Genomic DNA, 12,630 nt, shown 5'->3' on the forward strand with positions numbered 1-12,630 from the left:
GTATACCTCTTTCTAATTCCTATTAATACGAGAAGCCTATTTAACAGCTTTACTTTATTTTCAGTATCTATTTATACATGCAGTTTATACATTTAATTATAAACTAAAAATTCAGTCTTTTTTATAAATATACATAGTAGGACACCCATCAAAAAAACGCAAAAAAAAGAAGGGCAAGCCCTTCTTTTTTTCATAATTACTTCTTGTTTACGTTTGTAGCTTGAGGTCCACGGTTACCTTGTTCTACTTCGAAAGTAACTTCTTGACCTTCTTCTAAAGATTTGAAGCCGTCGCCTTGGATAGCTGAGAAATGAACGAATACGTCTTCTCCGCCTTCAACTTCGATGAAACCGAAACCTTTTTCTGCGTTAAACCATTTTACTTTACCGTTTTGCATTTAAAAAATCCTCCTACAATGTACCTATATGTACATATTCATTTTCAACCACTTTACAATAATACGTCATAAATTAAAAAACTGCAACCCCCCGAAGGAGATTTAACATTGCTACCCCCTTGGAAGTTACAGCTCATTTAAATCTCTATATTATTAAAAGTAAAATGGTTTAAAGTAACTATATCATATCAATATAATAAAAGCAAAGTTTTTTTACTAAATAACTTCTTTCTCCCATTGCATCGCTTTTAATTCACCTGATCCAGCTACAACATAGTCTTCTTTTTCATTCACAATGCGCCAACCATGCCCTTTAACCGAGTCACATACTGTAACAATTCCTTCATTAAGATGCACTCGGCAAACCGTGCTAACGCCCGCCTTATTTTGCGTTGAAGTCGTATATAACACATGTTGATCTACACTTAAATCTAAATAGCTACTAGCTTTCTGCTCACTTTGACATGTATGCCAATATAGTTTTTCATTCTCAATACTTTCATCTATTTTACGAAAAGAAATATTACCGCCAATTCCTTTACACGATCCACTTGCTGCTACTAAATAAGAATTATGTATAGTCAACGCAGAAATCATTTGATTCATCGCTATTTTAATTCTTCTTAATTTACGTTTCTCTAAATCAAAAAACCAAACACCACCATATTTCGCATGTATTTTCGTACCGATAAATAAGTAATGTTTATATAAGAATAACGAACGAATAGACGGTGCATCACTACCATAATCAAGAAATGGATGAATGGTCTCCCATGTAGAACCGAAATTATTGGAAAGATACAGTGTTTTATCTCCATGAGCAATGACAGTTCCTTGTACATTACTACACACATTCCAACTCGTTGCTTTTGTTGGAAAGCGCTGGATTGTCCACGTTTCTCCACAATTCATACTACGAATAAAAACTCCTTCATCTCCTACCCCGTAAACTACATTACCTTCACTATGTAAATCTCGAATTCGTTTTTGGAACCCAGTTAAAATCTGTTTCCATTCTCCATCTTTTTCAATGAATAAACCATTATATGTAGTAGCTAACAAAAGCTTTCCATCTCTTAACTTTGTAATAGCGGTTGCACTGAACTCTGTTTCCACGTTGACACTCCCATTCCTAGAACTTCTTAGCAAAAGCAATTGCAAAATTACTGCATTTTTCAACGTCCTCTTCATCTTCTGGAGCTAATTCAATTTTCAATCCTTCTTGTACAAGCTCTGCTCCGCATTTTACAAGACGTTCTTCAAATATCGTTACCGCTTCACAAAACAGTTCATACGCCGTATCACCTGATCCAAAAACAGCCACTTTTTTACCCGTTAAATCTATATTTTCTAACTTATCATGGAAATCTTCCGCTTCAAATGGTAATTCACCATCACCCCACGTATAAGATCCTAAAATGATTCCATCATAAGCTAATAATTCTTCAGCATCCATACCTTCCATCTCTTGTAATACTACTTCATGATTAAAGGCATCTAAACTTACTTTAATTAAATCAGCAATACTCTCTGTATTCCCTGACATACTTGCATACGCTATTAAAATTTTCGCCACTTTGGCATCCCCCTCTTACAATAAATGATTCTCATTATATTAATAATGAGAATCAATTTCAATTATTATTTTCATCCGATTTATATCCTTTTCATTTATGTTAAAAGAAATCGTACATCTGACTATTACTTTTTCATTTTGAGTATTAACATTCATATTCGTCTATTGCCAAATCTAGTTTCTCAACTTATTGTATATACATCCTTTCACATTTAATATGTTGCATATATAATGCGAAAGGCCATTTACACATTTCATTTTTTTCAGGTAACAAACAATTTCGACTTTACAAAAAGAGGAGTCTTTATAATGAAAAAAATTTTTATTAGACTTTTAAAAATATCATCCCTTTTGACAGCACTATTATTAACAGTGGGTGCCAGTATTCTATTTGGCACTTCATACGGCCATAATTTACGTGTCATCGCAGCGGAAAGTATTTTAACGTCTCAACATCCGCAATACGCAAAAATTACATTACTGTCTGATAACGAGTTAAATGATATTTCTCAATCCATTACAAATCCAAAATGGAAAAATAGCGAGTTTGCCAATACAAAACTTTCAAAACAAGAATTAGAACGAAAGAAAAATTTACCACTAACTGTTTCGATTGAAACAGTTAGTGGTAAATTAATGACTATTAATAATCCATTAAATGTAAAGCTCGTTACACAACAAGGTTCACAAGGAAAAGACGTTGGGGAAAAAATATATGTCATGGCAAAACGAAACCATGCACTTGCTGCTGTAAATGCTAGTGGGTTCTGGGATGAAACGGGGCATGGTGGTGGTAAAACAGGCATCGGTATTGTTATGGAAAACGGGAAGGTCATAAACACACCGCAAGACATTAATACCCCTACTCTCGTCAGTGGACTTACAAAATACGGACAAATGGTTTCAGGAGAGTTTTCTGCTAATCAACTGTTAAATAAGAATGTCGTTTCCGCTGCTGGCTTTATGCCTCAACTAATTGTAAATGGCGAAAAAATGATTACAAATGATGGCGGATGGGGCTATGGTCCCCGCAGTATTATGGCTCAGAAAAAAGATGGATCAATTATGTTTTTCACCATTGATGGAAGACAACCTCATAGTATCGGAGCTTCTTTAAGAGACTGCCAAGATATTCTTTATGAAAAAGGGGCCATAAATGCAATGGCAATGGACGGGGGCTCGTCAGCAACATTGTACGCAATGGGAGACATTTTAAACATCCCTTCAACCTTATCTCATAAATCACGCTATTTACCAAACGCCTGGATTGTTACCGCGAACCCTAAACAACAAGTTCATGTAACGATAGATGGCAGCCCAGCAAGCTCTCAAAAGATTTCCGAAATGACAGGATCTACTGCTGTAGCTATAAATAAATAAAAAAGAACGGATGACTATACAATCATCCGTTCTTTTTTATTACTTTTTAAAAATACCAAATGGTTTTCCAACTGGTAATACAACTTTTCCGAAGTGTGTATTTAACACGGCTGCTGCTGAACCATAGAAAGATAATAATGAAATACATAGTTCAGAATACGCTGCTAAATTATGCATTGCGTGCGGCATAACACCTAAAGTACTTAATGAAAGACCGATAAATAAGAAATCAATAAGGACGAAAATCATAAATAATACTTTATGTGTTTCCATTGCACCAATTGTCATAAAGATCGTGAAAATCAAGTATCCGATAAAGGCTATACCAAGCTGTTTTGAATCTGCAGTTTGGGCTAATTTTTCGCCAAATACTCCAAGTTGAATTAACCAAGTCATTCCAACACCTAACCAAAATAGGCCGTACGCACCAAATGCTGTTGTACCGAACGTATTATTATGCTTTGCATCGTGAATGCATGCAAAGATTTGTGCAAATCCTCCTAAAAAGATTGCCCATGGTAATACAAGTGAAACGCCATCTGTTAAGCCTAACTTTTGAGATGATGCTACAAGTGTTACCATCGCTAATCCAAATAGACCAATTCCAGATGGATCTGCTGTTGTCATTTTCACATGATGTGTAGTAGTTTGATTGCTCATATAAACCTCCTGATTATAAACATACTCGAATACAATACTTAAATCAGAAGGCTATGTCAATGGTTTTTTTTGTATGTTGTCAGACCTTATTCCCTATAATAATCGAATACACTTTGGGCCATTTCATACGGTTTTATATTTACATTTGGCAACTCATTTACCGGCATCCATAAAGGAATATAACTCCCTCTATCTTTCAGCTCGAACTCCTCGCCTTTACCACTTCCGAAAACTCCACCTATAATATGGGCATTATAATAATACTCCGTACCTTTATACTCCACCTTTGCAATCAGATGCTCCACTTGTATATGTACCCCTAATTCTTCATAGATCTCTCGCTTCGTTGCTTCTTCAGGTGTTTCTCCTTTTTCAATTCCCCCGCCCGGAAAAACAAAATACATTTCATCTTCTCGAACACGTTTTATAAGAGCGATTTTACCGTCCTGTACAATAATAGCTGCACCACGATTTCTTCTCACTTTATTACCTCAACACCAATCGCAACTGTTCCCCATTCATTTTCTTGTTCTTTCGTATATATTTCGTATGTACTTTCTAACATTTCTTTTATACTAAGTTCTTCACAGTCAAATAATTTTTTATCAATTTGTTCGTACATTGCTTTAAAGCTTTCGTATCGTTTTATCTCCGTTACTTTTACAGCCATCGTTTCTGCTGTCGTAGGGTTCGTAAATACAATTTCATCGTCTTGTTTTATAAGTTGACGTTTTTTATCGTATAAGCGTACTTCATATACTTTTTTCCCTAATTAAATTGACTGAAAAGGTTTATTATATAATCCCATTTCGTATCTCATACATTCCACTCCCTTTTATTCATCTTGCCTACTAACATTTTTGCACATTACTATTTCATACAACATAGTTCGCCTTACTTCACCTTGCATATAATGTTCCATATCCATTACTTTCTTTAGAGAGGATGCTAAAATTGGTATGTTATATTTAAATCAAAAACCTGAATATAATAAATATGATATCGGTGATTATACTTACAGTAAAGTAGGCCCTATTATTTTTTCTTGGAATGATGAAACAAAATTAAAAATAGGTAAGTTTTGTTCATTAGGAGAAGAAGTCGTTTTCGTACTTGGCGGTGAACATCGTGCTGATTGGATAACAACTTATCCATTTAATGTCCTCTTCGAAGAAGGAGCACACATTACTGGTCATCCTTCTTCAAAAGGTGATATCGTAGTCGGCAATGATGTATGGATTGGTTATCAATCCTGCATTTTATCTGGTGTTGCAATTGGTAACGGGGCCATTATCGGGGCCAAGAGTGTTGTTACAAAAGACGTACCTCCATATGTAATCGTCGCTGGTAATCCTGCCAAACTAGTTCGATATCGTTTCCCGCAAGAAATCATTGAAAAACTAGAAAACCTTGCATGGTGGGACTGGGACATTTCCGTTATAAAAGGAGCTATTCCATTTCTACTCTCCAACAAAGTCAACGAATTTTTCACTTCTCCCGAAGAAGAAGCTACTTGATCCAAACAAAAAGAGCATCCTATTCTTTCAGGATGCTCTTTTTGTGTTTATTTTTTATTTATTTGCAACTGATTACACGGAGAACAGTGAAATGGAATTTTGTCTAAACAATTAAAGTTTGTTTCGCAAATTTGTTCTATCGTTGGAACGAATGGAATGACAATTATGTTACTATCTATTATTTGTGTAACAGGTGGCAATACTGTGCCTACTTGATGTTCAAACCGAATACTCGCTTCATTAATATAATTTCCTGAACCACTTGGTGCACTCTCAACTACTACTTGAAACGAAACTGTCCGTGCTTCACCAGGGTTTAAATTTCCTATAAGAAATCCTGATACTGGGCTTACATTGGGCACTGGCGTATTATCAACCATTACACTTCCAGGAACAAATCGAAAACTCCCATCTAACATATCTTGAAAACGAATATTTTGTATCGCTGTATCCCCCGTATTCGTAATAACTGTGGTAAACGTAATAACATCGCCTATCGTTGCTGTTTGAAGATCTGCCGTTTTTACGACTGTCGTTGAGACATTTTGAGGAATAAATGGGATAACGACTGTATTACTATCGCCTTCAACTACTACAGGCGGCTCATTCGGATTTACAGTTGCGAGCCCAGTCGCTGTAGCAGTATTTGTAACTAAATTATTTATTTGTCCTCCCGTTATTACAACTTGGAAATTAATAATTGCCGCATCATTCGGCTGAAAATCACCTAACGGAATACCCGTATTCGGATTGGCAAATGGAAGAGGTACATCATTTACCGTTACCGTGCCATTTATAAATAACGTATTTGGATCAATGATATCTGTTAAAACAATATTCGTCACAGGAACTGTACTATCATTTATAACGGCAATGCCGTAAGTGACAACATCTCCTACCATTGCTACTTCAAAGTTTGCTCCTTTTGCAACAAATAAGATTGCAGTGTTTACCGTTACAATAACTGTATTACTCGTGTCCATCACTGTAACTGGCGGCTCTCCTGGTACTAAAATATATTCTGCTAACACTCCAGCGACGTTCACTACTGTACCACCATCTGGAAAACTCGTAATTGTAGCTTCATATGTTACTATCGCCGTCTCACCGACTGGAATGTCTAAAATCGTAAATCCAACCTGCGGATTTACTCCTGGACGCGCTACTCCATTTACCGTTACACTATTTGGTACAAAAGCCGCTTCCGGAGATAGCACATCAATAAATTGAACATTCATTGCATCAGCCGTACCAGTATTTAATATGCGAACACGATACGTTACCGTTTCTCCTACTCCAACAATTGAATGATCTACTTCTTTCAGCATATCTAAACTGCCTCTATTTACTGGTGTGACTGTCGTATTACTTGAATTCGTAATTGTAAACGGTGGTTCTCCTGGAATCAATTCGAAATCACCAGTTACTCTCGCTGTATTCATAATGCTACTAGAAGGTGGAATTGCGATTACATTTACTTCAAATGTGATTAATACGCTATCCCCTACTGCAAGATTTGGTAATGAAAAGCCTACAAAAGGATCTAAACCTACTTGTGGAATCCCATTTATCTGTACACTTCCAAGAACAAATTCTAAACTAGCGGATGGAACATCGATAAACTGAACATTCGTCGCCAGTACCGTTCCTGTATTCGTAACTTGCACACTATAAATTAACGTATCTCCTAATCGCGTTGCTTGTTTATTTACAGATTTTATAACGCTAAATCTTCCTCTATTCACCCTCGTTATTGTCGTATTACTTGGCTGATTTACTACAACTGGTGGTTCTCCTGGTACTAAAGTAAAACTCCCTGTTATATTTGCAACGTTCGTAATTGTTCCTGATGACGGGATGTTTGTAACTGTCGCTTGAAACGTCACTATTACCGTTTCTCCAACGAGTATATCTCCAACTCCAAAGCCAGTAATCGGATTTAAGTTTGGTTGCAGGGCTCCATTTATCGTTACACTATTTGGAACAAATGACGCTCCTGCTGAAATCATATCAATAAACTGAACATTGTTAGCTGTTACTGTTCCCGTATTCGTTATTTGCACTGTATACGTTAATACATCGCCAACGAGAGTCGCAGCCCTGTTCACCTGTTTTATAACATTAAATCGTCCTCTATTTACAGTTATGAGTGTTGTATTGCTTGGCTGATTTACTACAACTGGTGGTTCTCCTGGTACTAATATAAAGCTTCCAGTCACATTTGCCGTATTGGCAATCGTTCCGTTTGATGGAACACTGACAACTGTTACTTGGAATGTGACTTCTACACTTTCCCCTGGATTTATATCTGGAAGCGAGAATCCATTATTAGGATTGAATCCAGGTTGTGACACACCATCTATCGCTACACTGTTCGGTACAAACATTATAGACGAAGGTAATATATCACTATATTGAACATTCGTTGCTACCATTGTCCCTGTATTTTGAACTACTGTTGTATATGTGATTGTATCGCCTATTGCAACAATTGGCTGACTTACTGATTTTAAAACATTCAAACCAGTTTCATTTATTTCTGTTAATGTCGTGTTACTTGTCGTTGTCTCAGTAATAGGCGGCTCTGTCTCACTTACAACAAATGTCGCTGTAACATCTACAAAGTTTACAACTGTTCCACCTTGAGGGATGATCGTTACCATCTCTTGGTATGTGACAAGCACAAAATCATCTACAGGTATATTTGGAACTGTAAAACCGATAAAAGGATCTAATCCTGGTTCTGGTACTCCATTTATGCTCACACTTCCCGGTACAAATTTTACACCAGAAGAAGTCGTATCGATAAATTGAACATTCGTCGCTGGCACTGTTCCGAGATTAAAAATCAATACATCATACGTTAAAATTTCTCCTACAGTCGCTACTTCTTTATCTACTAGTTTTAACGGAAAAATAAACGCTATATTAATCGTCGTAACGACTAAATTTGTTAATATCGTTTCCGTAATCGGTGGTTCTTGCGGGTTTGGTTGCGAAGTAAATGTAACGTCTGCATCATTTAATATGACTTCATTATCTGGAATTTCTGTAATCGTCACTTGGAACGTTACCTCAATACTTCCGCCATTAATTAATAATGGCGTAACTGTAAATCCTATTTCTGGATTTACATCCAGTTGCTGCACCCCATCTATCGTTACACTATCTTCTACAAATGTCGTCCCTTCTGGTATGACATCTTGGAAGAACACATCTGTAACAGGTATAATTCCTACATTTGAAATTAACACGGTATACGTTAATACATCCCCAACTGTTCCAGTTGCAACGTCAACTGTTTTTGTTGCTGTTACTTCACCAGGAGGAGGTAACGGTATTGTAACTACTGTCGTATTACTTGAATTTGTCGTTGTTACAGGTGGTTGTAAAGGATTTAATAAGAACGTGGCTGTAGCAGATGCCGTATTTAATACTGCTCCGCGCGGGGATGGCGCAACTACTGTAACTTGGAACGTTACAGTCAATGATGTCCCAGCTGCAATATTAGGAATCAGAAAACCAACATTTGGATCAAACCCAGGTTGTGGCGTTCCATTTATCGTTACACTATTTGCTACAAATGTTGTTTCTAGAGCAATTGGATCAATGAAAGAAACATTCGTCGCTAGTACTGTGCCGTTATTCCGAATGACAACAGAATACGTGTAAGTTTCTCCAAGTGCAGCTTGTTGTACAGATGAAGATTTTTGTATATTTAACTGTGCCGTATTTACTTGTGTCACTACAAAGTTACTATTCGTAACATTCGTTATAGGAGGCCCTGCCGGATTTATAAGGAAACTTGCAGTAACATTCGATTGATTTCTTATATTCCCTCCGCTTGGAACAATCGTCACTTTAACTTGAAACGTAATTGTAGCGGTTTGCCCGACTGGAATATTTGTAACTGGAAAACCTTTCATAGGGTCCGCACCTTGCTGAACGACTCCATTTATCGTGACACTATTCGCTACAAATGTAGCTCCAGATGGGATTGGATCTTGAAAAATAATATTTGTGGCAGGAACAGTTCCTGTATTTTGAACACGAATCGTATATGTTAACGTATCTCCTATACCTGCTTGTGATGTATTTACACTCTTTATTACATTAACTGAACCTACATTCACTCGCGTCACGACTATATTACTAATCGTTACAATTGTAATCGGTGGCTGCAAAGGACTTACTTGAAAATCTGCAGTTACATTTGCATTATTCGGAAGTACTCTATTCATTGGCACACTTGTGATTGACACTTGAAAAGTGACCGTTACCATCCCTCCTACTGGAATATTAGCAAGTGGAAATCCAGTTGTTGGGTTTAAACCTGGTTGGGGCGTTCCATTTATCGTTACACTATTCGCTACAAACGTTGTTCCAGATGGAATCGGATCAAGGAATGATACATTTGTCGCTGCTACTGTTCCACTATTTTGTATAGTAACTGTATATGTTAGCGTATCTCCTTTACCAGCTTCACTTGCATTTACATTTTTCCTCACATTTAACCCTGAAGAATTCACCACTGTCATAACAGTATTACTTGGTACTGTTACAGTAATCGGTGGCTCTGTTGGATTTACAAGGAAATCTCCAGTTACATTCGCATTATTTACGACATTATTTCCTTGGGGAATTTCATCAATTAATACTTCAAACGTAACAATTACACTCGCACCAGTAGGCAAATTATTTAATGGGAATCCAAGTTCTGGGTCAGCCCCTTCTTGTAAAACACCATTAACCAATACACTATTTTCAATAAATAATGTCCCTTGCGGAATTGAATCTTGGAAAAATACATTTGTAGCTGGTACACTACCTGCATTAATTATTTCGATTGTATATACTAAAACATCCCCTACCGTTGCAACACTCGTATTCACAGATTTTATAACTTCAAAGCTCCCTGTTTGTACTGTCGTATTCACGACGTTACTCGGAACAGTAATAGTAACTGGTGGTTCACTCGGATTCACTTGAAAACTTGCGGATACAGTTGCACTATTTAAAATATCTTCATTTTCTGGATCCTGTACAATTAATACGTCAAATGTGACTACAACGGTTTGAGCCGCAGGAATATTTTGAAGAGAAAATCCTGTATTCGGATTCAATCCACTTTGCGGTACTCCATTAATCGTTACAGAATTTGCAACAAATGAAACAGCGGAAGAAATAGTGTCTTGGAAAAACACATTTGTTAACGGAACGTTTCCTGTATTTTGAACGGCAATCGTGTACGTTAAAGTATCTCCTACTGCCGCTTGAGCTGTATTTACTTCTTTTATTACATTTAAACCACCTGTATTAACTTGTGTTACAACTGTATTCGTTTGTCTATTAATCGTTACTGGCGGCTGATTCAAATTTCCAAACGTGCCGCTCGTATCTAAATTCCCATTGTCATTACAAATTTGTGATTGAAAGAAATTATTTGCGGGATTTCTCGGTCCGAATAATGCAACTGTAGCATTAGCGTTCGGCCCAAAACGAAGTTGATCTCCAACAATGTTAGAATCACCTTCTTGAGCAGTTACAAGTACTCTTCCTGTAACTGTCCCCGTAGACGGCGTTGCAAAACCAGAAATAATAGCATCAACTGGTGGCGATGAAGCATCGATGATTTCTTGACCTGCATACACTGATAAATTTCGAAGTGGTAAACTCGCATTTTGATAAACTACCTCAAGTGTCCAGCCTACCGATCGACTAATAGTTGAATTGGCAGCAGTTCTCGCAGCAGGAACACTCCCAGTTGTATATGTCCCCGCTCCTCCTCCATTAACAAAGTTTGTTACATTGGCAGATCTAACGTAATAAAACTGATTCCCAACTGATCCTTGTTGAGCAGTTGCAGGATCTGGTGCAACTGAAAATGTTCCTGCTGGTGTTGTAAACGAAATATTATCATTTAAAAATGCAGTAACATCCTCAGTATCAGTCCTGTATGTGCCAGCCCACACTAGTTCTGCGTATAAAAACTACTCCCTGCTGGAAGGTTTAAAATTGCACTTGAAGAATTTAATGGCCAATCATTTGTCGTTCCTGCTGGGAACCCTGGCACTTGAAGCGATGTATTTACTGTAGTAAATACATCAATCGTACCGAAGTTATTGCCTGGTGCAGGAGATGTAGGACTGAGTCCCAACGTGTTCCCAGTGAACGTGACGGCACCAGTTACTGTCGTTGTAAAGCGATTCATAAAAGGCACATAATCATCTCATTTCATTTATAGTAAAAAGTGCTCTATACTATAAAATGTAGACAAACTATAGAGTGTACGTTGTCCAACAAAATTCCGCACATACGAGAGGGGTTTATAAAATTATGCGCTACGTAATCATAACAGGAACTTCACAAGGTTTAGGTGAGGCGATTGCCACGCAATTGTTAGAAGAAAATACAACGGTCATCTCTATTTCTAGAAGAGAAAATAAAGAGCTTACTAAACTCGCAGAGCAAAATAACAGCAATTGCATTTTCCATTCCTTAGATCTTCAAGATGTACATAATTTAGAAACTAACTTTAACGAAATCATTTCATCTATTAATGAAGAGGCTGTATCATCTATTCATTTAATTAATAATGCGGGCACAGTTGCACCTATGAAACCAATTGAAAAAGCTGAGAGCGGACTGTTCATTACGAACGTTCAAATTAATTTACTTGCACCTATGATTCTTACCTCCACTTTCATGAAACATACGAAAGATTGGAAAGTAGATAAACGTGTTATAAACATTTCATCTGGCGCAGGAAAAAATCCTTATTTCGGATGGGGAGCTTATTGTACAACGAAAGCTGGCGTAAATATGTTTACACAGTGTGTAGCGACCGAAGAAAAAGAAAAAGAATATCCAGTAAAAATCGTCGCTTTTGCACCTGGTGTTGTTGATACAAATATGCAAGCTCAAATTCGTGAAACAAATAAAGAAGACTTCATAAATTTAGATCGATTCATCGCATTAAAAGAAGAAGGAAAGCTACTGTTACCCGAATATGTTGCGAAGGCAATTCGTAGCTTACTAGAAACAGAGGACTTCCCGCAAGGTGAGGTAATTCGAATTGATGAATAACAAAAAGGCACGCT

The 12,630-nt window shown here is 37.0% G+C and carries 9 protein-coding genes and 2 pseudogenes; 3 read left to right on the forward strand and 8 right to left on the reverse strand.

Annotated features, from left to right (window positions below; all coding sequences use genetic code 11):
- Positions 1-196: 196 nt before the first annotated feature.
- The 3 genes from cspB to BAQ49_RS25875 form a co-directional block, all read right to left on the reverse strand.
- A complete protein-coding gene (gene cspB, locus BAQ49_RS25865) occupies positions 197-397 on the reverse strand; it encodes a cold shock-like protein CspB (RefSeq protein ID WP_001179147.1) in 201 nt (66 codons plus the stop codon).
- A gap of 216 nt (positions 398-613) precedes the next feature.
- A complete protein-coding gene (locus BAQ49_RS25870; RefSeq protein ID WP_071747621.1) occupies positions 614-1,513 on the reverse strand; it encodes a WD40/YVTN/BNR-like repeat-containing protein in 900 nt (299 codons plus the stop codon).
- 16 nt (positions 1,514-1,529) lie between these two features.
- Positions 1,530-1,973 carry a flavodoxin gene (locus BAQ49_RS25875; RefSeq protein ID WP_071747622.1) on the reverse strand — a complete coding sequence of 148 codons (444 nt, stop codon included), beginning with the start codon at positions 1,971-1,973 and terminating at the stop codon, positions 1,530-1,532.
- 309 nt (positions 1,974-2,282) lie between these two features.
- Between BAQ49_RS25875 and BAQ49_RS25880 the strand changes: the two genes are divergently transcribed.
- Positions 2,283-3,353 (forward strand): phosphodiester glycosidase family protein, encoded by a 1,071-nt coding sequence (locus tag BAQ49_RS25880; protein ID WP_071747623.1) that lies wholly within the window; start codon positions 2,283-2,285, stop codon positions 3,351-3,353.
- Positions 3,354-3,392: 39 nt separating this feature from the next.
- Here the strand turns inward: BAQ49_RS25880 and BAQ49_RS25885 are convergent, their stop codons facing one another.
- The 3 genes and pseudogenes from BAQ49_RS25885 to BAQ49_RS25895 all read right to left on the reverse strand — a co-directional run bounded on the left by BAQ49_RS25885 (position 3,393) and on the right by BAQ49_RS25895 (position 4,833).
- Positions 3,393-4,013, reverse strand: coding sequence for an acetate uptake transporter (locus BAQ49_RS25885; protein WP_071747624.1), 621 nt, complete (start codon positions 4,011-4,013; stop codon positions 3,393-3,395).
- Between the two features lie 86 nt (positions 4,014-4,099).
- The gene (locus BAQ49_RS25890; RefSeq protein WP_071747625.1) at positions 4,100-4,495 is read right to left on the reverse strand and encodes an NUDIX hydrolase; all 396 of its coding nucleotides are present in this window, start codon (positions 4,493-4,495) and stop codon (positions 4,100-4,102) included.
- Positions 4,492-4,833, reverse strand: a pseudogene (locus tag BAQ49_RS25895) (ASCH domain-containing protein). The gene BAQ49_RS25890 and the pseudogene BAQ49_RS25895 overlap by 4 nt, the downstream one beginning before the upstream one ends.
- Positions 4,834-4,972: 139 nt before the next feature.
- Between BAQ49_RS25895 and BAQ49_RS25900 the strand changes: the two are divergent.
- Positions 4,973-5,530 carry a CatB-related O-acetyltransferase gene (locus BAQ49_RS25900; RefSeq protein WP_071747626.1) on the forward strand — a complete coding sequence of 186 codons (558 nt, stop codon included), beginning with the start codon at positions 4,973-4,975 and terminating at the stop codon, positions 5,528-5,530.
- A 47-nt stretch (positions 5,531-5,577) separates the two neighbouring features.
- Here the strand turns inward: BAQ49_RS25900 and BAQ49_RS25905 are convergent.
- Positions 5,578-11,400 (reverse strand): annotated as a pseudogene (locus BAQ49_RS25905) (DUF7507 domain-containing protein); the annotation flags it as partial.
- Between the two features lie 101 nt (positions 11,401-11,501).
- Positions 11,502-11,741, reverse strand: a complete 240-nt coding sequence (locus tag BAQ49_RS34355) for a hypothetical protein (RefSeq protein ID WP_425266559.1) — start codon at positions 11,739-11,741, stop codon at positions 11,502-11,504.
- Between the two features lie 125 nt (positions 11,742-11,866).
- Here BAQ49_RS34355 and BAQ49_RS25910 point away from each other — a divergent pair, with 125 nt between their 5' ends.
- On the forward strand, positions 11,867-12,616 hold the full coding sequence (locus tag BAQ49_RS25910; protein WP_071747627.1) for a (S)-benzoin forming benzil reductase: 750 nt from the start codon (positions 11,867-11,869) through the stop codon (positions 12,614-12,616).
- The last annotated feature ends 14 nt before the right edge of the window (positions 12,617-12,630 follow it).

This window comes from Bacillus proteolyticus (assembly GCF_001884065.1).
GTDB lineage: Bacteria > Bacillota > Bacilli > Bacillales > Bacillaceae_G > Bacillus_A > Bacillus_A proteolyticus.

Excerpts from the sequence above, each read along its gene's own strand:
- BAQ49_RS25900 (WP_071747626.1), top strand. The coding sequence starts at position 4,973 with ATGTTATATTTAAATCAAAAACCTGAATATAATAAATATGATATCGGT.
- cspB (WP_001179147.1), bottom strand. The coding sequence starts at position 397 with ATGCAAAACGGTAAAGTAAAATGGTTTAACGCAGAAAAAGGTTTCGGT.
- BAQ49_RS25885 (WP_071747624.1), bottom strand. The coding sequence starts at position 4,013 with ATGAGCAATCAAACTACTACACATCATGTGAAAATGACAACAGCAGAT.
- BAQ49_RS25910 (WP_071747627.1), top strand. The coding sequence starts at position 11,867 with ATGCGCTACGTAATCATAACAGGAACTTCACAAGGTTTAGGTGAGGCG.
- BAQ49_RS34355 (WP_425266559.1), bottom strand. The coding sequence starts at position 11,741 with ATGAATCGCTTTACAACGACAGTAACTGGTGCCGTCACGTTCACTGGG.
- BAQ49_RS25880 (WP_071747623.1), top strand. The coding sequence starts at position 2,283 with ATGAAAAAAATTTTTATTAGACTTTTAAAAATATCATCCCTTTTGACA.